The organism is Pseudoalteromonas sp. SW0106-04 (assembly GCF_001293805.1).
GTDB classification, from domain to species: domain Bacteria; phylum Pseudomonadota; class Gammaproteobacteria; order Enterobacterales; family Alteromonadaceae; genus Pseudoalteromonas; species Pseudoalteromonas ruthenica.
On sequence record NZ_BCAI01000001.1, the window covers coordinates 535,965 to 558,959 of the forward strand.

Genomic DNA, 22,995 nt, shown 5'->3' on the forward strand with positions numbered 1-22,995 from the left:
TTAATAGGCATTATATGAGCGTAAGTAGTTTATATCCGCTCAACGTGATAATCAGTATCAGCAGCGGCATCGCCAGCACATTAATCAGCAGTGAGTTTTTAAATCTGCCCATGACCTTATTTTGATTCATTAGCCACAGCAGGTAAATGCAGATAATGGGTAACAACAGTGCATTGGTGGCTTGCGCGAAAATAATCACCGCCACTGGGTCTAAACCAAGACTGGCCACAACAGCACCAAACACTAATATCACCAACGCCACTTGCTTGAAGCGAGGGCTGTTGGTATCTCCTTGTAACCCGAGCATGCCACACACCGCGTAGGCACCCGCCAGAGGCGCTGTTATGGCGCTGGTTAACCCAGCGGCGAATAGCCCGAGTGCAAAAAAGTAATGGGCACTGTCACCCAATAAAGGCGTTAATTGCGAAGCGAGATTGGCGGCACTGAGCTGACTATTGCCCTGACCAAAAAAGGCCACGCTTGCGGTGGACACGATAGCTAAGGTGATCAATCCCCCAAGACCAATTGATAAACCGGTATCCCAGTTGCTACTGCGAATGGCCTGTTGTTTATCTTGCTCACCTTGGCTGGCCCGTGCGACCACCCCAGAGTGAAGAAATAAGTTATACGGTACGATGGTGGTGCCAATTAACGCCAATACGGTGGTCAGTGATCCTTCAGGGAAGCTAGGCTTAAAACCTGCAAACATGGCACTGAGATCGGGGCTGGCGATGACCAGAGTCGCTAAAAAAACTAAACTCATCAGCAACACTAAAAAGATCAGTGCGCCCTCTATCAGCTTATATTTGCCGCTGTATAAGAGTGCGGCGCTGATAATAGCAATCAAGGGCGTCCACAGCTGCGCTGAAGCGGAGGGAAATAACCCTTGTAAACCGAGACTGGCACCGCTGAGGTTACCTGCCTCATAGGCGGCACTGCCAATGCCAATGGCACTGATCACCAAAAATGCGGCAAGCCAACGAAACACAGGGGTTTCAATATGCGCGCGCAGTGCTTGGGCTAAATCTAGGCCGGTGACCACGCCTAAACGCGCGGCCAGTGATTGCAATAAAATGGTTGCCAGCACTGAAAACACCAAGGCCCATAGCAATGCAAAGCCAAAGTTTGCACCGGCTACGCTGGCGGTGGTAATGGTGCCCGGGCCAATAAAGGCGGCGGCAACCAGTAGTCCAGGTCCTAACTTCATATATCACCTGTCGAGGTTAAAAAAAGGCGCGTACGCTACCAGTTCATATCCAAATTTGAAAGAGTAAGACGTTACTCTATGCAATAAACAAGTGAATTTATACATTTAACCACAGAAATTTAACATCTGCGGCGGCCCAAAGTGACTCCCCTCATAGCTCACTGAGTGATTGTCTGCGCTCGGTAATAAACAGCCTGTGTCTTGTTGGCGCTAGTCTCCCAGCTCAGGGTGATCTAATAACACGGCTCCACCATCGACATTAGCGAGCTTATCTTCAGGGTTATAAATAGGGCAGCGTTGCATTGACAGGCAGCCACATCCAATACAGCCATCAACATAGGCGCGTACTCGTTGCATGTAGGCAATTTTTTCATCGAGTTGGCGCTGCCATTGGCGTGACATGTTGGCCCAGTCTTCTTTATTCGGGGTGCGTTTTTCGGGCAGGGTACTGAGTGTTTCTTTTACCTCCTCTAGGGTGATCCCCATTTTTTGTGCGGCCTTGATAACCGCAATGCGCCTTAGTACATCCCGCTTGTAGCGGCGTTGATTCCCTTGGTTTCGCCAACTGCGAATAAGTCCTTTTTTCTCGTAAAAATGCAGCGCCGATACGGCGACCCCAGCACGTTTGGCGACAGTGCCGACAGATAAATTTGCTTCCAATGTCATTTTGTTGTTGACCTAAACTTAACTTGAGCTTTTAGCCTTAGGTTAAACATACAAATGCAGGAAAGCAATTATGAACCAACATGTTGTTATTTTTTCAAGTGCTAGAAGCCAAGGCAATACTCGCCAAGCTGCCGACACTCTCGCCCGACACCTAGATGCGCAATTCATTGATTTAGACGCCTATCAGATTAACCCATATCGGTATGATATCCGCGAACAAAGCGATGATTTCCGCGCGTTAATCACGCGATTACTGGAGTTTGACCATTGGGTATTTGCATCGCCCGTCTATTGGTATAACACCACACCGCAGATGAAGGCGTTTTTTGATAGACTCACGGAATACATGGATCAGCCCCAATTGCGTAGCCAGTTACGACAACTGCGCACTAAGCAAGCATCCTTGCTCTCCACTAGTTACACCGAGCGGGCACCGCAAGCGTTTGTGGACCCTTTCATCCATACTGTCACCTACCTAGGGATGCAGTTTGTCACTCACTATCATGCAGGCGCGGCAGACCCTGAATCTGTGGTCGTGCAATACCCAAAAAGACAAATGTGGTGGCGCAAGTTGTATGCCTTGTTGAACACCCAAGCAGGCCTTATTAAATAAATTAGTGATTATTTTGCAATTATATATTTAAGCGCAAAAGTAGCTGAATATAAAATGAATGTCTGCAAGTGGTTACTATCTCTAGACGCCATTAAATTTATTAGTTCGAAGAGTGCATTTTTGCACTCTTATGATGCAATAAAGGCGTTGTTAGAGGTTTAGCTCTATTGTTGTTATGTAAACAAGATGTTTGTTTTATGTGGGGTTAGTCTTGATAGTAAAGCTTAAATAGGTACACTCAATGCTCCCCCTCCCCCTAGTGTTTGGATGCTTCAGAGGAAGAAGTAATGAATTACAAGCAGTTATTTGTCTTAACAAAAGATAATGCAAATACTCAAAGCGATGATTTCTTGTTGTTACTCAAAGTATTGGAAACGCTCGCAACAACCGTTAAGGTCGATTCCCGCCTGCCAGAGGTGGGTGAGCGCGAACACATTGCACTATTTTTAGTGGATGCTGCATATTGTGATTGCCAAGAAATGCTCAGCGAGGTGATTATTCAGTTGGCGCGCCAGCACAGTGTTGCGTTGTTTAATGCTCAGCGCCACGCGCTGAACGAACGCACAGCGCTGCTGGCGAATCTTAAAGGCGCGCTTTATAACGATGACAGTCCTGAGCATATGTTTAAAGGCGTGCGCCGCGTCCTCGGTGGCGAGCTATGGTTTTGCCGCAAGGCCATCTCCAATGCCTTTGGCGATCTAATTCAACAGCTTCCTGCCACCGATGCGCTATCGGCGCAACGCCACAGCGACATCGACTTAAGTGTGCTAACCGCACGGGAAAAGTCGGTGATTTCATTGTTGGCTAAGGGGGCTAAAAATGATGATATCGCCTGCGCTCTGAACATCAGTAATCACACAGTGAAAACGCATATATACAGTGCTTTTCGTAAGACCAACTCGCGTAATCGTATTGAATTGGCCAATTGGGCACAGCGCTATATTCCGGTGGCATCTCGCGTCATGGAACAACGTCAATAACCTGCTCAGCATGCTATTGAGCGCGAGGTTACCATTGAGCAAAAATAAAGGCGCCAAACGAGGCGCCTTTATTGTGTCAGTGCCGAGGTAATCAACTGGTTCGCGCCGACCATACTCCTTTGTTAATGCCGTCTTTTATGAGTAACGTCAGTGCTTTTTCAATCGCTTGCGTGACACAAATATGCATGGGTTCGTTATCACTGAAGCCCGCTTCGGCTTCCAACAAGCGCTTGTAACTCACATAGCGGAAAAAGCCAGCACGCATCTCTTGTGAGAGTACTTTTTTGCTGGTAGCAACCGACAGCAATACCTGCCCGGTGCGCACATCGACCGCACGCATATAAATAGAGATAACATCCTCACGGTACAGCTCTGAGGCGCCAATGCCAAAATATTCTGCACCTAAGCCTCCGGTTTTTACGTTACTGTCGTAACTGATGATCCCGCCTTCAAGAATGATTTTGGCGGTGGTTAATGGCGGCAGCTCTGGGGCATTGTCGCCCTTATCACTCATCGCCGCTCGCACGATTTTTCGCTCTGTAAGTAAGTTTTGTAATCCTTCACGCTCCACGGGCACAAACCAGTCGGTTTCATGCAGCGCTTGCATCAAAATAGAGTTCGCACCTTGGGTTACGGCGGTAGAAAACGAGCTGACGTTCTCTTGCGGCTTATATTGCCCCGTTTGGTCGCGAAATGAATAAACTGAGACGGGAATTGCGCCTCTGGGATTAGGTAGCGCTTTTAGTTCGGCAAAGGTCTCTGTGAGCGCCAATTGCTCAGCAATTTGCTCATCAGGGGGCACAGTCGAGGTGATAGCCGAACAGCCGCTAAGCAAAGTCAATAGTAAAAATGCACATATATGTTTCATTAGCCAAACCTTGGTACTTCGATTACGGTGACAGTGCCATCCAGGGTATTGGTTATTTGCACGGTGATACTATCAGGGGTGCTGGTGATAATCTGGATTTGATAGTCGCCACTCATAAAGATGGAGTCTTGGTTAAAAATACTGTCTTCAACATCGTCACCGAAGGCGATATCGGTAATTTCACGAACCATGCGGTTGAGGTACGTACGCTCCAACGATTCTTGAAACTTTTCACCATAAGTTTTTTCACTGATAGGGGCCCGGTGCTTATTTTGGGCTTGTGCTTTAGAGAGCAACATATTGGCATTTAACGGGTTTCCGCCAAATGATGGGTTAATAGGTTTGTATACAAGCTCAGTGGCCATCAGTGGCAGTGACGCACAAAGCAAAAGTGCATAAATTATTGTTTTCATTTTTACCATCCACTTGCTGCTAGATCAGGGGAGTGTTGTTTAAATCTGGCGCGCGCCATGGCATCCATAATCGCGAACATCGCGCTTTCGACGCGTTCTTTAAGTGGCCCACCACGTCGGCCCATAAAAGTGACGTATACCAATTCATTATTCATGAGTACTTCAAGGCGGGTGCCAGCACGAGGGAGCACTGTTTCTTTGATCACCACGTTGGTGCCGCTGGTATCAGGTAGATCGCGCCATAACTGTGAGAAATTAAAGTAAAATTGGTGGCCAAAGCGGCTAATACTGCGATCGAGTACGAGGCCATCAATTTCCACTTCTTGTGCTTTGCTTGACGTGTGAGTCAGGACAAAGAGCACAATCAAGATGCTGAGAAAATACTTCATCATCGGCTGAAAGGGAGGGTTACCCCTCCCATTAGAGCTTTACTGTTGTACAACAGTTGCAGAGTTATAGTCACCAACTTGAGTAACTGCAACGGTGTTACCAGTGCCCATAACCGAGCCTTCAACCAAGTTACCCTCACCAAGTTGACTGATAGACACAGTATTACCTTCACCTGCGACTGCGAACGCACCTTGTCCCATGCCGGCAACCATGTTCATGCCGCCTTCTTGGGCGATATCAATGCTGTGGCCACTGCCTTCTACCATGAGGTCGATAGCATTGAGCTCACCACTTTGTACCAAGTCGACTTGGTTGCTTGAGCTTTCCATCACTGAGCCCATGGTCAATACAGCTTCATTGCCCATGCCACTTTGAGTAATAGCGATATCATTATCGTTGCTGGCAATGCTTGGATCTGGGTAAGATGATTCAATAACGGCGGTGTTCATGTCACCAGATTGGGCAACTGCTACGTCGTTGTCATTGCCGTTGAAGTTAACAACATGCGTGGCGTTGTCGTTGCCGATTTGCATAGCATCAAACTCATTGTTGTTACCTAGCACGCCAAGGTACACTTCGTTGCCACTGCCATTTTGGGTTGCGCTGAAATCGTTCTCATCGCCTAATACCTCAGCTGATGCTGCGTTATTATCACCCATTTGCATAACGTTTAGCTCGTTCCCATCGCCAGAGAATAAAGCCGACTCAAAAGTATTCGCGCTGCCTTCTTGATCAATTGACAGGGCATTTTCATTGCCCTCGAGAGAGACGATATCAGTGCTGTTATTCGCGCCTTCCTGCTCAACAGCGAGTTCGTTCTCATCTCCGAAAATATCGCCAATGCTGATGACGTTGGTATCGCCTAGCTGTTCACTGGCAAATTCGTTCATGCTGCCATTAATAGAGGTGACGGATAGTTGGTTCCAAAAACCATCCTGCTCTACGCTCAGTTCGTTGGCATCACCTTGAACCGACGTAAATTGCGCTTCATTCCATAGTCCAGCTTGCTGTGCATTAACCACGTTGGCATTGCCCTGCATATCTAGGTTGTAGAACCAGTGTCCGCCGTCGCCCTGAACAACATTAACTTGGTTTGCATCGCCGCCAATCACGTTGATGGCCTCATTGTTGATGCCTAAGAAACCAGTGCCGTTTTGCTCAATCGCGATTTGGTTGTCACTGCCAGTCACTTCGCTTAATGCGCCATTCGCTTCGCCATCTTGATTGTAAGATTGCTGGTTGTTGTCGCCTTGTGTGGTCACCAACACCACATTGCCGTTGCCTATTTGCATGGCATCTGTTTGATTACCATCACCTACCGTAGTGATCTCAGTAAGGTTGGCGTCGCCTTGTTGCAAAGAGCTGGCGCTGTTACCAAGACCCTGTACAGACGTTTGTGAAATTGTGAGCTCATTGCCAACGGCGGCTGCACGCTCTACGTTAGCAAGTGCAGATGTTGACCCAGGTTTGTCTTCGCTTTGTGCGTAAGCACCTGTTGATAGAGCCATCGCGATGGCGCAGGTTAAAATAGATTTAGAAAGCTTCACGCTTATCTCCTTGTTGTTTGTTATTACTGCGACGACGTTACAAATGAAAAGGCTCATCTCAGGGTTGCCGACCTGAGCTGGGTTAATCAAAAAAGCGTATGAACGAGCGCAGCGTTGTTGTCCTAAAAGGTGTTGGCAGTAGTAAAAACCAACGGTCACTGGTGCGTATGGCGTCATTCCTTTGCCTTAGCCGTAAATAAGTAGCCGGGCGCTGGAATACGGAGAAGCCTAAGAGTTCGGTAAGCGTTGGGAGAGAAATAAAACTCGTCACTAAGTTGCAATTACGAGCATGCATGGGAAAAACTTGCTTCCAATGCTTTGTTGAGTAATTGCAACGAGCCATTTTCCCTCCTGGGTTATTGATAGTTGCATGCACAGTGCATGGATTGGTGCTGCAAGGTATCAATATTAGTAACACTCATTTTCCTACCGAGGTATTCACTCTAAGTTCACTTTGAAAGCAGATAAACTAGCAATTTTTGTGGTTGGTTATTTATTCATTAAAATCAGCGTGTTGCGTTTGTTTTTGTGGCTTTTTATCGCGGAGGTTAGCGGTTACTACCAAAAAAGAATGAGAAAACATGAATTGAAATTGCTCGAAGTGGGATCAAAAAAAAGCATGAGGACCTCAACCTGTGTGGATTAAAGTTAACAAAAAAGAGTGATTTTTAACCTTTTTTTCACCTTTGTTTTGCTTGTTCCAAAAATAGTCGCTACAACAAAGAGGTTGCCACACATTGACTGCGTATGTGCTCTTTTGGAGAAGAGAACTTATTTCCGTGTACCTTCGGGCCTCACGGACAACTTCTATGGAATAGATCTATGAAAACCAAACTATCTGCGCTGACTTTAGCGCTCGTTCCGGTGCTTTCATTAAGCGCTCATGCGGGCGTTCACTTTAAAGATACAGCTGCCACTGACAATGACGACAGCATCCTTGTGGTATTCAAACAAGGCACTTCTGCCGCAGTGCGTGCTCAAGCACGGTCTTTAGTCAAAGCAAAAATCAGCGATTTGAATGCTGATGAAGTTGATGATCGCTACAAGCATGTGCTTGGTGGTCGTCTTGCCAATTTTAAACTCGATGGCATCAGTGCCAAACAAGCCTTGGCGGCACTTAATAAGCACCCAGGTGTGGAATATGCCGAGCCAGATTACCAAGTAAAAGCATTAGGCGTGCCTGATGACAGCCGTTTTGACGAGTTATGGGGCCTTCATAACCTTGGGCAAACAGGTGGTACAGAGGATGCAGATATTGATGCTGTTGAAGCGTGGGATATTACCACCGGCTCCGCAGATGTAATTGTCGGTGTTATCGATACTGGTGTTGATTACTCACACCCCGATCTTGCCATGAACATGTGGGTGAACCCTGGTGAAGTTGCTGGTGACGGTGTGGATAACGATGGCAACGGCTATATTGATGATGTTCACGGTATTAATGCCATCACCGGCGACGGCGACCCCATGGATGACCAAGGTCATGGCTCGCACGTCTCTGGCACCATCGGCGCATCCGGTAATAATGCTGAGGGGGTTGTCGGTGTAAACCACGAAGTATCCATCGCTGGTTGTAAGTTCCTCAGTGCTACAGGCTCGGGTTCAACATCGGATGCGATTGAGTGTATCGATTATTTCGTGGCCCTGAAAAATGACGGTCACAACATTCGTGTTACCAACAACAGTTGGGGTGGCGGCGGCTTTAGCCAAGCGCTTGCGGATGCCATTACGGCGAGCGAGAATGCCGACATTCTTTTCGTTGCCGCCGCAGGTAATGACGCGGTTGATAACGATGTTAACCCTCACTACCCATCGAGCTATGAGCATGAATCAGTGCTTTCTATTGCCAGTACAACGCACACCGATGCGATGTCAGGGTTCTCACAATGGGGCTTAACAAGTGTTGATATGGGTGCTCCAGGCAGCGCTATCCTTTCTACTGTGCCGGGGGGCGGTTATGCATCCTACTCTGGCACCTCAATGGCCACACCTCATGTTGCAGGCGCTGCAGCGTTAGTGCTGTCGGTGAATCCGAGCTTGAGTGCAGTAGAAGTGAAGCAATTGCTAATGAGCAGTGGTGATGCGAATGCTGACTTAGATGGAATGACCGTTGCGGGTACACGTTTAAATGTGAACCAAGCGGTGATTGATGCTGACCCTGAGCCAGGCTTTAGAATGACGGCTGCGCCCCGTAACCAAGAGATTGTTGCCGGTGACACTGCGACTTATGAGCTGAGCTTTAGTTCGGTGGCCGAGTGGCAAGGAACAATCGACCTTGCGCTTGTTGCAGGCATTGATGGCGCAAGCTTGTCGAGCAACACTGCACAGCCAGGTGATGTGGTAACGCTGAGCGTGCCAACGACGGCGCAAACGCAATGGGGTGAGTACAGCTTTACCATTGATGCAACCTCGGGTGATTTAGCACAGCAAAAGTCAGTTGAGCTATACGTATTACCTCAGGGGTTAACTGAGTTTAGCTATGAAAACACCACTGCTGTGGACATTCCTGATAATGACGCAACAGGTATCACGTCAGTGATCACTGTTGCAGATGACGTCACGGTGTTTGATACCAATACTTTCGTAGATATCAGCCACACTTGGATTGGCGATTTGATTGTCACGCTTACTTCGCCATCAGGCACGGTAGCTACGCTTCATAATCGCAGTGGCGGTAGTGCGGATGACATTAACGAAACCTTCAACTCAGAGGCCTTTAATGGTGAAGTGGCCACCGGTGATTGGACGCTAACGGTGTCTGATAATGTAGGTGCTGACACGGGAACATTAAACGCTTGGACCCTTAACCTTACAGGCATTGGCGAAGTAACGGCGCAGCCGCCGCAGGCAGGCTTTAGCTATGACGTTAATGACCTAAGCGTTCAGTTTACAGATGCAAGCTCTGATGTGAACGGCGATATTGTTAGCTGGATGTGGGACTTTGGTGACGGTGCCAGCAGCTCTGATGCTAGTCCTATGTATACCTACGCGGATTATGGCACGTACAGTGTAAGCCTGACTGTGACCGACAGTGAAGGTAACAGTGATACCTTAACTCAAGAAGTCACTTTAAGCGCAGATGATGTGCAACTCGAAGTGGTACGTGCTAATAAAACACGCTTAGGCTTTATGCGCGTTGAGTTGGCATGGCAGGGAAGCAGCGCTGAGCAAGTGGATGTGTACCGTAATGGCGAGTTCTTAGAAAGCACTGCCAATACCGGTGGCTATCGTGACTTTGAACGCCGCGCAGACCAAACTTCTTACACCTATCAAATCTGTCAAGAAGGGGATATTTGTTCGAATGAAGTGACAGTGACTTTCGAGTAGATAAAAATAAACTCTACTGTTAAATGAATATGACCGCGCTAATTTTAGTGCGGTCATATTATTTTTACCCCTAAACCTCCTATTTCAGTAGGTGTTTTTCGTCCATTTCCTACCAAGATAAATACCGCAAAGTTATGCAAGTACTGGATACGTGTTAGATGAATTTTTGTACCATCAAACTAAGAATCAAACGGAAGTAACCAAATGTTTACAAAGTCACTGTGTTTTTTAGTACTTTTTATCGATTTTTGTTGTTAATTTACCGTCAATTGTGTACATAATTGTGACCAATGTAAGTAGATGTTACATTGAATTAAAATAACAATGTCAGGGGTAATAACAATGTTTAAAAAAACGGTACTATCAAAAGCCGTGCAATACTCTCTTATGCTAGGGTCTGCAGCATTTGTTTCTGGGGCTTATGCAGCTGAGGAACAGGATGAAACGGTCATTGAAGAAGAAGCACCAGAGCGCATCGAGGTGACTGGTTCACGTATTCGCCGAGCAGAATTTTCTAATGCCTCACCAATTCAGGTTATCAGTGGTGACTTTTCTCGTGAAATGGGTCTTTTTGATGCTGGCGAAATGCTCCAAGGTACGAACCAAGCATCGGGTTCGCAAATTGACAATACCTTTGGTGGTTACGTTCTAGATAATGGTCCAGGCGCAGCAACAATTGGCTTCCGAGGCCTAGGTGCTGAACGTACTCTTGTTCTGATCAACGGTCGACGCATGGCACCTGCAGGGGTAGGTGGTGCACCAACTTCACCTGACTTAAACCTTGTACCAGGGGTGATGATCCAACGCGTAGAAAACCTGTTTGATGGTGCTTCAACCGTTTATGGTTCCGACGCCGTTGCGGGTGTTGCCAACATCATTCTCCGTAAAGATGTAGAAGGCTTTGAGGTACAAGGCTCATATAAACAACCTGATGGCGATGGTGGTGAAGAATCGTCGTTATCAGCAATGTGGGGTAAAACCTTCGATAATGGCTTTGTAACTATTGGTGCAGAGTACACCGATCGCCAAGCTCAGTCATATGCTGGCAACCCTTTTACAAAAGGTTGTGAAGAGCGTATTTGGGAAACAGAAGAGGGTGATATCATTACCCGTTACAGCGGTGATGGCCCACTTGCCCGTGGCGACGATACTTGTGATATCTTTCCTTTAACAAACCGTGTGTCAGTCCCGTTTTGGGGTAGCCTATACTACACAGGCGGCAGCTCTAACGTCGGCGTTCCAAACTTTAGCGAAACAACGGATCCGACAGGGGGGCAGCTTGGCCCAGATTTCGGTGTACCTGGATGGGTTTTCGGTGACTCAGATGGTGATGGTGTCAATGACGTATGGTTCCCTGATGGCAACGGCGACGGTTACCGTGACGTAGATTTCCAAGATCCACTATACGCGTTACAGCAGTCAGACTATTATCGCAGTGGTGATTACCGCAGTCGTAACAAACGTTATTCCGTTATGCTCAATGGTGAATACTCTTTTGATGACGACAATGGCACTTTGTTCTACTACGAAGGTATTTATGCCAAGCGTGAATCGCCTATTTTTAACCCTGGTGCTCAGCTGTTTGAAAACGTGCCAGCTTCAAACCCGTATAACCCATGTGGTGTAAATGGAACCGATTGTCGCGCAGGAATTGGCTTCCCGTACGGTGCGCAAGACGTGCTACCGATTATCAATATTCGTGGTGACCGTGATCACTTTGATATCGAGGTTGAGCAATATCGCGCAGTCGCGGGCTTTACCGCTGACCTACCGGCTCTAGAGGCTATCGGTTTAGAAAATTGGTATTATGATGCATATGTATCTTACAGCGCCTCAACAGGTACTGATAGCCGTCAAGGTATTTCAGAAGCACGACTTTTGAAGTCACTTAACGAAGCGGTGCTTAACGATGACGGTACAGTGACCTGTGGCGCAGACTGTGTTCCGGTTAACCTATTTAGCGAAAATATTTATCAGCCAGGCGGTGGTACGTTAACAGACGCCGAAGCGAACTACTTGTTTGTTGACCGCACCATTGAGACAAAAGTTAACCAATTGGTGGTGAATGGCTTTATTGGCGGTGACCTGTTCGATATCGCTTGGAACGGTGAGCCTGTCAGTGCGGTGTTTGGTGCTGAGTTCCGTCGCGACGAGATTGAGTCAAATCCAAATGATGTGGCTGCACAAGGTTTGCTTTGGGGTTATTTCTCTGACCAAGGAGCTGACGGCTCTCGAAACCTCAAAGAGGTTTTCACCGAGATGGAATTCCCACTTATTCGTGGCGAGCAATGGGCTGAAGAATTGACCTTTACAGCGTCAGGTCGTATCTCAGAAGAAAGCTTCTATGATGCAGAAAGCACTTACAGTTTAAAGGCCGTATATCGTCCAGTTGATTGGTTCACGCTTCGTGCAACCAAAGGTACTTCGTACCGTGCTCCCAACTTACGTGAGCGCTTCTTAAACGGTACTTCAGGCTTTAACACCGTAATTGACCCTTGTGTGGTTCCGGATGATGCTCGAATCGAAGATCCGTTGAATGACGATGTTCCAGCTACCTATAACCCAGCGGAAGACACTCGTACTCAAGGCGTATTGGATGCGTGTGCAGCTTCAGGTGTTGATCCGACTGCACTTGGTCTGGGCCAAAACGGTGAGGAAGAGTTCACTAACTCGACCAGTACAGAGATCGTTACCGGTGGTACACAAGAGCTTACGCCAGAGACATCAATCGCAAAAACTTATGGCTTCGTATTCGAACAACCATTTAGTGATGACTTTGACCTCACAGTGTCATTAACGCGCTTTGATATTGAAGTAACCAACTCGATTGCTGAGCCAAGTGCACCTTACAGTATTGATCAGTGTTACTCAGCCGATGGCAACGATGCATTCTGTAGCCGAATTACTCGTGACGAAAATCAACAAATCGGCCTAGTTGATGCTAGCTTCATTAACATCGGTTTGATTACATCGAAAGGTTACGATTACAACATCTACTATAAACAAGACTTTGTCGTGTTTGAGGACAACTTAGGTGTTACCGTCGATTTACAAGCAACGAAGATGACTGAGTCGCTGTATGACGTTCTTGGAACCGTTGATGACAACTTAGGCGAGCCTGAGTATCCTGAATGGCGCGGTACTGCTCGTTTGAAACTTGAGTACAACGACCTCGCATTTAACTGGGAAACGCGTTATATCAGTGAAGGCACTGAAGATGCGGATGACCTTGGCGATTTCGAAGAAGGTACCGATGGCTGTACTGGTTTGACTAATAATGCCGGTGAGCCGTTGAAGTGTCGCCCACTAGGTTACACTGATGATTACTATGTTCATAACATTAGTTTCCGTTATGAATTTGATAGCTTCAGTATCAATGCGGGTGTTCGAAATGTATTTAATGAAGAGCCACCAAAAGTAGACCCTGATGGTTCATTCTCAAGCTCTAACATCCCTCTAGGTGTTGGATATGATACAGATGGTCGTACACCATTTATTAACTTCCAAGCACAGTTTTAAGCTAAAGAAGTAAATTTGGTAAAAGGCTTCTGCTTGCAGGAGCCTTTTTTTTGGACAATTAGGTTCAATCGTTATGAGGACATAAAAATGTTAAAAACCTCAATTTTTAGTTTAGCAATGCTAGTGATGGTCGCTCCAGGGACTAATGCTGAGCCCCAATCTGAGCAGCCTTCAGTCTCTACCATCGAATCTTTCTCTATACTACCTGCGATTCGCAGTGTACAAACGTCTCCTGACGGCAAGCACCTTGCTGTGTTAAAAGCAACCAGCAAGAATGGTGATTACGTTCTTGAAGTTAGAAAAACAGCTGATATGGCAGCAGAACCTGTACGCTTGGGCGCAGATAAAATGCGTATATCCAGTGTCTCGTGGTTAAATAACGAAAAAATTGGTGTGATGTTTCGCCAGTTACTCGAAGACAGTGGCAGTAAGTATTGGGTGACTCAATTTGCGATTACTAATGCAAATGGTAAAGGGGAGTGGCTTATTCCCTTTCGTGAAAGCCGTCAGGGATTCTCAATCATTGATTTATTGCACGATGATAACAAACATATCTTGGTCGAAGGTGACGTCAATGACAACTACATCCCTGATGTTGTAAAACTTGATATTTATAGTGGTCGAACCAAAACTTTGGTGCGCGGCAGCGACAAGGTAAATGGTAGCTTTATTGCCGATAAAGATGGTGACGTTCGTGTTGGTCAAGGCTTTAATCGTGCTGATCAGGCTATTGATGTATTTGCGCGAAAAAAGGGCGATGACGAATGGATTAAAATTCACAGTGTCAGCGGTGAAAAGCGTGAAACTTTTGACATCGCTGGTGTGTCTGCTGAGCAACCAAACAAATTATACGTTATTGCAAACCAAGGCGAGAATACCACCGGGGTATACCTATATGACATTGTTGAGAAAACGTATTCCGAGCGCTTGTTTGGTCTGAAGTCCGTCGATGTGGATGCAGTATTGCAGGACAAAGAAGACAACCTAATTGGGTTTTCCTACACGGCAAAGCATCCGGAGTTTTACTTTACCAACCCCGAGTATCAAGCTGTCCAGGATGGCGTGAAACAGTTGTATCCTGACAAATTTGTTCGCGTAGTCAGTCGCTCTGAAGACGATAACACCTTAGTGGTGATGACACAGTCGGACGATGACCCCGGTACTTACTATGTCATTTTGAACAAAAAAGACATCGTCAAACTGGGCGAGAAAATGCCCTTTATTGATAAAAATAAACTGGGAGAGACTAAATATATTAGCTATAAAGCCCGTGACGGTCGTAAGATTCGCGCCTATTTAACCATTCCTCAGGGGAAAGGGCCATTCCCAGCTGTCGTGTTACCTCATGGCGGGCCTTGGGTGCGCGATACGGTCATATTCGATGACTGGGCACAACTACTTGCCTCTCATGGCTATGTGGTGATCCAGCCTAACTATCGGGGCTCGACAGGCTATGGTTTAGAGCATTGGAAGGCGGGCGACAAGAACTGGGGTTTGAAGATGCAAGACGACCTTGATGATGCCGCCCTGTATCTTGTTGATAAAGGACTTGCAACCAAGGATAAGCTGGCTATGTTTGGTTGGAGTTACGGTGGTTATGCCGCATTTGCTGCTTCAATGCGTGATAAAAATATCTATCAATGCACTGTCGCTGGGGCTGGCGTGAGTGACTTAAACCGCATTAATGCCACGCTAAACGATAATCCGTTGTTGAGTAAACTGCAAAAACCTACCATTGCTGGTGTTTCTCCTGTGGAGCAGGTGGAAAAAGTGAATGTTCCTATCTTGGTTATTCATGGTGATATTGATGGGCGTGTACCTATTGAGCATAGTGACGCGTTTGTAAATGAGCTAAAGCAACATAACAAAAACTTTAAGTATGTGGTGTTAGAGGATGCGGACCATTTCTCTGACACGTTGTTTTTTGACCATAAAATGACTTTTTACTCCGAATTAGTTGATTGGTTAGATAATCGCTGCGGCCTGAAGTAACCTGCACAAGGACGGCGATTTTGAACCGCCGTCCTTCACCTCCCCTTGCTCTTACTCTTTGATACAGTGCACCCTTCCCCATAGTTATGATTATAAGTGTGTTTAAATATTGCTTTTATATTTAATAAATTGTTTCTGGTTTTTCTCAATTTACATTTATTTTATTTTTCTGTTTTATTTTTACCCTTGTTATTCTGTATAACTCATTGTAGTTAAACAGTTATTTTTTCTTAAAAAAGGTTACATTTTTATTTTGATATGTTACACATTCATAATGTACCTACTTAGTAGTGCATATATAAATAAAAAAGTTTTCAGTTCAATCAGGGATTAATTATGATAAAAACAAGCAAATTAGCGGTTGCAGTTCACTCTGCAATCCTTTTCGGCGGTGTAGTTGGCGCACAGACAGCGCTTGCAGCCGAGCAACAAAGTGAGCAACAAGAAGTAGAGCGTATTCAGGTAACAGGTTCAAAAATCAAACGTATTGGTGCCACGGCGCCAACGCCTGTGGTTGTCATTGGTCGCACTGAACTTGAAGATGCGGGTGTCAGCAACGTGAATGACTTCCTAGCAGAGCTACCTTCAGCCTCTGTTGGTCTTAGCCCAGAGAATTCAAACAACTTCATTTATGCGAACGGTCTGAATACCACCGACCTGCGTGGCTTAGGTTCAGACAGAACTTTAGTACTGGTAAATGGTCGACGTTTCCTACCGGGTCAGGCGGGTGGAAACTCTGTGGATCTTAACAACATCGCCACATCTTTTATTGAGCGTATTGAAATTTCGACAGGCGGTGCCTCGGCTGTTTATGGTGCAGATGCAGTGGCAGGTGTTGTTAACATTATCACTCGTAAGTCGTTCGATGGCATCGAAATTGACTTGGCTACAACTGAGCCTTTAGAGGGCGGTGGTAGCCAGAAATTCGGTTCATTAACCTTTGGCCGTGAGTTTGATGGTGGCGGTTTCATCTTTAACTATGATTACACCGATCAAGAGCAGATGGCCCGATTAGACAAAGATTGGTATGTTGATGCGGTAGGCTCGACGCCAAACCCTAACGACACATCAGGCGACGATGGCATTCCGGCCCGTATTCCTATCTATGACCAAGAGCACTATGGATTGTATGACGAATCTAGTGAATTTTTCCTAGGTGGGCAACAATGGACATTTGATGAGAACTTAAACTTACGTCCTTTTGATAACGGTGATGGTCCATTGCCAGGCAGTGGTCTTCCTGGCGCAGGAACTAACTGGTACTACACAGGCCCATTCGGTGATGGTATCCAATATGGCGTTGATGAGTTCTTCCGTACGCCGCTAGAACGTCATACGTTTAATTTGGCAGGCCACCAAGAAGTTGTTGATGGTCATGACCTTAGCTTTGACGTGACTTACTCTGAGAGTGAAGCATTTGGTCAGGGAACACCTATATTCTTACGTGGTGACGAGTTGGTGATTCGCCGTGATAACGCTTTCATTAAAGACGACCTAGCGTCGCTTATGGATGAAAATGGCGTAGAGCAGATTAATATGCGTCGTTTGAGTGATGATTTTGGTCCTCGTAAATATTCTCAAGACCGTTCTACCTTCCGTGTATCGGTTGGCTTAGATGGCTATATCAATGATAACTGGACTTACTCCACTTACTTCCAGCACGGTGAAATGACTCAAGATACATCGTGGTACGGTGAAGTATTTACTGAGAATTTATTTAACGCTCTTGATGCCGTAGAGTACGAAGGGCAAGTTGTTTGTGCTGATCGTAATGAAGACGGCGAGGTGATCGGTGCACTACAAGGATGTGCGCCAATTAACTTCTTGGGTAAACCGCAACATTCAGCTGAAGCGTTAGAGTATATTTCAACTGTTGCCAAAGCCGAACGAGGCCATGAGCAGTCAAGCTTTGGTGCAACCGTTACCGGTGACTTGATGGAGTTGCCAGCGGGTTATGTGTCATCTGCATTCACCTACGAATGGCGTCGTGAGAGTGCCTATGAAACACCTGGAACGGGTATTCGCAAAGGCCTTATATTCGGTAACTCAGGATTGCCTTATGAAGGCTCATTAACTGTTGATGAGTATGCGGCAGAATTCTTAGTGCCGCTCGTTTATGACCGATACCTAATGCAGGAAGTGAACTTGGAAGCTGCCTATCGATATATGGATTACAGCTCTACAGGGACTGATTATGCGTATAAAATAGGGTTCACTTGGCAAGTAAATGATGACATCCGTGTGCGTTTTGCTCAAGCTCGCTCGGTGCGTGCACCTAATATCGGTGAGCTATATAGCTCGTCAGGGACGCAATATGCGCAAGAACGTGCAGAGCCGTGTGCGGCTGATGCCATCGCGAAAGAAGATCAGTATAAAGAGCAAGTTACTCGTAACTGTGCGGCTGCAGGTATTCCTGAGGGTTGGGTTCCGTCTGACGACTGGCGTGACGGTGGCTCCCTAGAAGGTAAACTTGGCGGCAACCCGAATCTTGATAACGAAGTATCAAACGATATCACCGTTGGTTTTGTTTATACGCCATCCTTCCTAGAAGGCTTCGACATCACTGTTGATTATTGGGACTTTGAAATTGAAAACGCCATTGCGTTTTTCGGCTACGAAGACTCAATCCGCAACTGTTATCGCTCAGAAAGCCTAAACAACCCGTTCTGTGATGCCTTCACTCGTGACCCAGACACCTATGAAGTTGTTGATTTCTACGAGACGTCCCTGAATGCGTCAGTAGAAAAGCTAAGCGGTGTCGATATCGAGTCGGTCTATGACTTTGATACCCGCATTGGCGGCTTTAAAATGAAGCTTATCGCCACGTATCTGAACAACTATGAGCTCAACCCGACAGGTAACGCAGAAGATAACCGTACTCGCACAGGTGAGCAGCACAAACCTCGCTGGGAAGCACGCTTCACGACCGAGTATCAAGTTGGTGATTTGCGTACCGTATTTGCGGCGAACTACACTCATGCAACGGTTGAAGAGCGCCCTGCATGGAGTATCGAGGATAATAACTACAACGACATTCCATCATACACAACCTTCGATATTAACTTCGATTACACTGTGAATGACCATGTCGATGTACGTTTAGGCGTGCAAAACCTGGCTGATCGCACACCGCCACGTAATCCATTCGCCTTCACTGACGGTGAGTACTATGACGTCATTGGACGACGCGTCACTGCGGGTGTGAACGTCAGTTTCTAATATTATTCTACCCTGCTAAAGCCCCTATCTAGGGGCTTTTTTTATGCGCTTTGCTGTGCTTTGCACTTGATAGGGCAGTTCTGACAAGCCTCTTGTGCCTTGAGTTGATAGTGCAGGCAACACGTCATACGTGAGCTGTGATATTGACCCTGTGAGCAGTGAATGGTTTGCCGAAAGCGCGGATAAAAAAGCTGTTGCCAACCTTGATGTGCTTGGTGCAGGTGCGCTTCATTGCTGTACGTGGCACCATGTAGCAGTGCCGACGTTAACGTGTCACTTAACAGTCGTTGGGCTAACCCTAGACTTAACCCCGCATACCTTGAGATGTGCTGCAGCCAACCTTGGCTTAGTGTTAACAGCTGGGCATGGCACTGCTTCCTTAATACTTGCTTATCTATGCACTTATCAACATATTGATAGGTCACTGCGCTGAGACCATAAATACTGCCATTGGCGTGCAGCTGCTGTTGCATCACGCCTAATTGAGGTACGCAGTGCAACCCTTCGACACAGGCAACACTCAGGTAAAGCGGTTGCCAGCTAAGCTGCAAAAAGCTATTAACGCTGAGATACGCTGAGCTCAGCTTCTCGGCGCGAGCGTTTAGCCGGGTCAACAACGCCTGCCACGGCTGCCGCTCAAGGTGGTTATTCGCAAACCAGATTTCACCCGGGCGCGGCTCGGCAAACGCCAACAGTGAGCACTGTTGGCGTAATTGCTGCTCAATGGCCTTGTTATGCACGTTCGCTGACATCGGCATAATCGGCAAGCGGATTGCGCAAGTCACCGGCATATTGCATGCTGCTGGCGGGGTCGGCGATATCCACCATCTGTTGGTTATTGCGCAGTTGTAAGCGGTTTAAGCAAGACAATGGGAACGAGGGCGCAAACAAATCATGTTTGGCAAACTTGTCTTGCAGCTCGGGGTGAGCCTGTTGGTATGCTTGAATGCTCTTTGCCACGCAGCGCCAAAATGTTGTTTCGCTAATCAACTTGGCATCGACCATAATCGCCGCCAAATAACGGAAGAAGCAGTCAAACACATCGGTAAGAATAGACAGAACCGCCACCTCTTCAGGTACCTCAATCTTGATCCGGCTGATTTCGTCGGCGATGGCCATGTCACTATTCAATAGTGCAATCTCTTCACCGATATCCTTAATGAACACCCCGACGGGGATATGGTTTTTAAAGCGTAAAATCAGGTTTTCGCCGTGGGGCATAAACACCAGATCGTATTGATAAAAGCAGTGCAGCAGAGGCGTCATATAGGCCTGCAGGTAATGCGCTAACCAGCGCTGTGGCGAGAGCCCAGACGCTGCAATCTTGGCGCCGATAAAGCTCTGACCTTGGATGTCAATATGCAGTAAGCTGGCCATGGTCGCTAAGCTTTCATCGTCATCCATATAATGGCGTGGATTTTCTCGCCACAGTGCCGCCATCATTTTTTTATAGGGGTTATCACCGAGCGCCGGGTGGGTGTAATACTGCTCGTCAAAGCCCAGAGTTGCCACCTCTCGAAGCGGTATAAAGCCGCACTGGCGCAGATAATCATCACCGGCAACTAAATCAAATAACCATTGGTTGATGGCAGGGGTTACTTTCATATACGCGCTGGAAAGACCGCGCATAAAGCCCATATTGAGAATCGATAAGGCCGTTTTCACATAGCATTTATGCGGTTTTGTGATGTTATACAGGGTGCGAATGGATTGCTGTGGTAAGTATTTATCTTGGCTGTAGCCCAAACACACTATTTGTTTTTGCGCTACGTGGTAGCTGTAAACATGCACCAGCTTATTGAACCACTGCCATGGGTGCATGGGGAATAAGTAATAGTCGTCAGGGTTTAGCCCTTGCTCGCCTAGCTGAGCATCGAAGCGTTGTCGCTCGGCGATATCGAGCTCCTGCGTAATTAAGACCTCATAACTATAATCGGCGGTGCTCTTAAAGGTAGTGTGGTGTTTATGACACGCAAGCCAAACAATATTAAATGCGCTGGCCGCCTCTGGCGTGTACTGGTGAAAGTCCTGAGCATTAAAGCCGATGCGGCCATTGTTGGCGATAAAGCTGGGATGGCCTTGAGTCATCTGCGTTTCAATCACCTGAAAATCAGCCTGTGCTAGTTGGGCACTGCTGAGGCTGTTATTGCGATACTTAAATGCGAAGCCACTGAGGGTACTGGCAAGCTCCTCCAAATAGGTACCCAGCATAGTTTGGGCAACGCCTAATTTATCATTGCACTCTAACACAAAGGCAATGGCGTCTAGGGCGTGGTGTTGCCCAAGGTGCACTTTGGTAATGCTTTGCGGATCAACTTGCAAATGGTTGAGCGCCATGGCGTGGGCTTGGAAGTGATAACTGTGTCCGCCGAGGGTGCTGAGCACATAACCCTCGGCATCTTGGTCGTAGGTAAAGATGCGCTCATGGTAAAATTCGCTCAGCATTTTCGCGATCAGCAAACGATTGGCGTATTGCCATGACTCATCATCCAAATGTTGGCCACTTAGGCTCGGTGTTATACGCTGTTTTTCTGGGCTTTGCCTTGAGCTATCAAAGCGTTCAGGCAACTGTCTGAGATAATTAAAATGCGCGCGCGTTAAGGTGCCTAGCAGCGCCGTTTTATCACCTAGCTGGATCACCTTGTGATGGCTGAACCCCGCTTTTAAATTCAGGGTATGAATTTTATGGTTACCGGCATCCGGCTCAACCACCACGCGTTCGCAATCAAGCTCAGTAAACATAAAGTGTAAGACCGAAGTCATCACCCCCAGACTAAAGCCGCGCACGGGCAAGTGCGCCGGTGCTAAGAGCAAATGCATGCCCAAGTCACCGCTTTGTAGATTTAAGTGCTGCTCAAGGTTTAGTAACTGCGGTTGGTATACCTCGATAAGCGCACTGGGTTTATCGTTGATTTCGACAATAAAAGCATACTGCGCTGGGTCGTTATTGAGTGCTTGATAGAAGTCATTAATTTCTTCGGCAGATTGCTGCGTTGCGCCCCAAAAATGGGCTTGCGGATGATGCAACCATTGCATCAACAGGGGTAAGTCGTGTTCAAGATCCAGAGCACGAAAGGTAAGCGTGCCTAACAGTGGATGAGAGTGCGTGTATACAGTACTTTTCGTCATAATTCGTTCTCAATCTGGTTGATAAAGTAGTTCAGTCAATAACTTTATGAGTGTGGGGCTGCGTGGTGGCAGGGCGTCGCTGACGTACAAATAAAAGACGATGAATCGCGAAAGTGAGCAGTAACATCACCGGCATCATCGCGGCGCATTGCCAAGGCGTGAGAGTTTTAAAGCCAACCCACGCCATGCCCCAACACACCAGTACCCATTGCGTAATGTACAAGCTGGTTACATGACGAGAGCAGTAGGTCAATACCGTCATAATCCGTTGTTGCACAGGCCAGTTTTGGCTCAAGCGCAACAGCCTGTCGATAGCCGCGAGTGCGACTAAATTCAGTCCGCTTAAATACAAGGCACCACCGGGGCCAAGATGGAAAAAGTCATTAAAATGAGTGTCTTTATCCCATAGGCAAAGCGCGCCGCCGACGATTAGCAGCGGCAGACCAAGATGTAGGGCGCTGCGCTCAAGAGGGCGGCCTTGGCGTAGCCGCGCTGATAGTGCAAGACCAAAAAGCACACACGCCAGCCATGGAAATACCGGGAAGTAGACGTTAAACTGCGCGCCGACAAAAAGATCACTCAGGTAATCCAGCCCAGTCATACCGCTTTGCCAGCCGCGTATCAGCGGCGTCACAAAAGCAACGAGCAAGGCTAAGGCAATATAAAGCCATGGGCTGCGCTTTGGGTGCACCACAAGGCTTAACAACAGTAGCGAGAGCCCAGCCATTTGCAGAATGTCGCCGGTGCCCAGCAAGTACAGGTAGTGCGGGAGTTGTAACGGCGATTGCCAGCCATACGCTTTGATAAAGCTCTCAGGTAATACCCCAAGAGCGATAGGGAGCACAAACTTCAGTGCATTCATACCATAGCCCAGCGCGAGTATAGTTACGCCCCGTTTTGCCAAGGCTCGCGGACTATGATGCCGAGAAAGCAATAAGGAAATCCCCATAGCAATAAGGAACGCAGCGGTGCCTTTGCCAAGTAAATGGATAATCTCCCCCAGTAACGATTGCCCCTGGGTATAACTGGAACCGTACATCCACAGCGTATGTACGCAGACCATGATGAGTACACTAAACCCGCGAACAAAGTCGACGGCAGTTAGACGGTGAGTATTCATGATTG

15 protein-coding genes are annotated in these 22,995 nt (G+C 47.1%); 6 read left to right on the forward strand and 9 right to left on the reverse strand.

Going from position 1 to position 22,995, the window contains the following annotated elements:
• Window positions 1-10 precede the first annotated feature (10 nt).
• Window positions 11-1,207, reverse strand: coding sequence for an Nramp family divalent metal transporter (locus W04_RS02205; protein ID WP_053909627.1), 1,197 nt, complete (start codon window positions 1,205-1,207; stop codon window positions 11-13).
• A 210-nt stretch (window positions 1,208-1,417) separates the two neighbouring features.
• Window positions 1,418-1,873 carry a redox-sensitive transcriptional activator SoxR gene (soxR, locus tag W04_RS02210; RefSeq protein ID WP_022945041.1) on the reverse strand — a complete coding sequence of 152 codons (456 nt, stop codon included), beginning with the start codon at window positions 1,871-1,873 and terminating at the stop codon, window positions 1,418-1,420.
• A gap of 70 nt (window positions 1,874-1,943) precedes the next feature.
• Between soxR and W04_RS02215 the strand changes: the two genes are divergently transcribed.
• Both W04_RS02215 and W04_RS02220 read left to right on the forward strand, forming a co-directional pair.
• A complete protein-coding gene (locus tag W04_RS02215) occupies window positions 1,944-2,486 on the forward strand; it encodes a flavodoxin family protein (protein WP_082342087.1) in 543 nt (180 codons plus the stop codon).
• 287 nt (window positions 2,487-2,773) lie between these two features.
• Window positions 2,774-3,466: a response regulator transcription factor gene (locus W04_RS02220; protein ID WP_053909628.1), complete on the forward strand. Its 693-nt coding sequence runs from the start codon at window positions 2,774-2,776 to the stop codon at window positions 3,464-3,466.
• A gap of 91 nt (window positions 3,467-3,557) precedes the next feature.
• On the opposite strand, the gene W04_RS02225 is transcribed toward W04_RS02220, so the two are convergent.
• The 4 genes from W04_RS02225 to W04_RS02240 are packed head-to-tail and all read right to left on the reverse strand — an operon-like array spanning window position 3,558 to window position 6,684.
• Entirely contained in the window at window positions 3,558-4,334 is a 777-nt protein-coding gene (locus tag W04_RS02225) for a CsgG/HfaB family protein (protein ID WP_053909629.1), read from the reverse strand.
• On the reverse strand, window positions 4,334-4,756 hold the full coding sequence (locus tag W04_RS02230) for a curli assembly protein CsgF (protein WP_022945045.1): 423 nt from the start codon (window positions 4,754-4,756) through the stop codon (window positions 4,334-4,336). Before W04_RS02230 ends, W04_RS02225 begins: the two co-directional genes overlap by 1 nt.
• The gene (locus tag W04_RS02235; protein ID WP_053909630.1) at window positions 4,750-5,139 is read right to left on the reverse strand and encodes a curli production assembly/transport protein CsgE; all 390 of its coding nucleotides are present in this window, start codon (window positions 5,137-5,139) and stop codon (window positions 4,750-4,752) included. The genes W04_RS02230 and W04_RS02235 overlap by 7 nt, the downstream gene beginning before the upstream one ends.
• A 36-nt stretch (window positions 5,140-5,175) precedes the next feature.
• The gene (locus W04_RS02240) at window positions 5,176-6,684 is read right to left on the reverse strand and encodes a curlin (protein WP_053909631.1); all 1,509 of its coding nucleotides are present in this window, start codon (window positions 6,682-6,684) and stop codon (window positions 5,176-5,178) included.
• Window positions 6,685-7,506: 822 nt separating this feature from the next.
• On the opposite strand from W04_RS02240, the gene W04_RS02245 reads away from it, so the two are divergent.
• From W04_RS02245 to W04_RS02260, 4 genes are all read left to right on the forward strand, one after another.
• A complete protein-coding gene (locus W04_RS02245) occupies window positions 7,507-10,011 on the forward strand; it encodes a S8 family serine peptidase (protein ID WP_053909632.1) in 2,505 nt (834 codons plus the stop codon).
• A gap of 342 nt (window positions 10,012-10,353) precedes the next feature.
• On the forward strand, window positions 10,354-13,530 hold the full coding sequence (locus W04_RS02250; RefSeq protein ID WP_053909633.1) for a TonB-dependent receptor domain-containing protein: 3,177 nt from the start codon (window positions 10,354-10,356) through the stop codon (window positions 13,528-13,530).
• An 87-nt stretch (window positions 13,531-13,617) separates the two neighbouring features.
• Window positions 13,618-15,522, forward strand: a complete 1,905-nt coding sequence (locus W04_RS02255) for a S9 family peptidase (protein WP_157576235.1) — start codon at window positions 13,618-13,620, stop codon at window positions 15,520-15,522.
• 336 nt (window positions 15,523-15,858) lie between these two features.
• The gene (locus W04_RS02260) at window positions 15,859-18,741 is read left to right on the forward strand and encodes a TonB-dependent receptor domain-containing protein (RefSeq protein ID WP_053909634.1); all 2,883 of its coding nucleotides are present in this window, start codon (window positions 15,859-15,861) and stop codon (window positions 18,739-18,741) included.
• 41 nt (window positions 18,742-18,782) lie between these two features.
• On the opposite strand, the gene W04_RS02265 is transcribed toward W04_RS02260, so the two are convergent.
• From W04_RS02265 to W04_RS02275, 3 genes are read right to left on the reverse strand one after another with little or no spacing between them, the layout of a single operon-like run.
• Window positions 18,783-19,526 (reverse strand): (2Fe-2S)-binding protein, encoded by a 744-nt coding sequence (locus W04_RS02265; protein ID WP_197275933.1) that lies wholly within the window; start codon window positions 19,524-19,526, stop codon window positions 18,783-18,785.
• A complete protein-coding gene (locus W04_RS02270) occupies window positions 19,474-21,870 on the reverse strand; it encodes a GNAT family N-acetyltransferase (protein WP_053909636.1) in 2,397 nt (798 codons plus the stop codon). The genes W04_RS02265 and W04_RS02270 overlap by 53 nt, the downstream gene beginning before the upstream one ends.
• 31 nt (window positions 21,871-21,901) lie before the next feature.
• Window positions 21,902-22,990: a heparan-alpha-glucosaminide N-acetyltransferase domain-containing protein gene (locus W04_RS02275; protein ID WP_053909637.1), complete on the reverse strand. Its 1,089-nt coding sequence runs from the start codon at window positions 22,988-22,990 to the stop codon at window positions 21,902-21,904.
• Window positions 22,991-22,995: the final 5 nt, after the last annotated feature.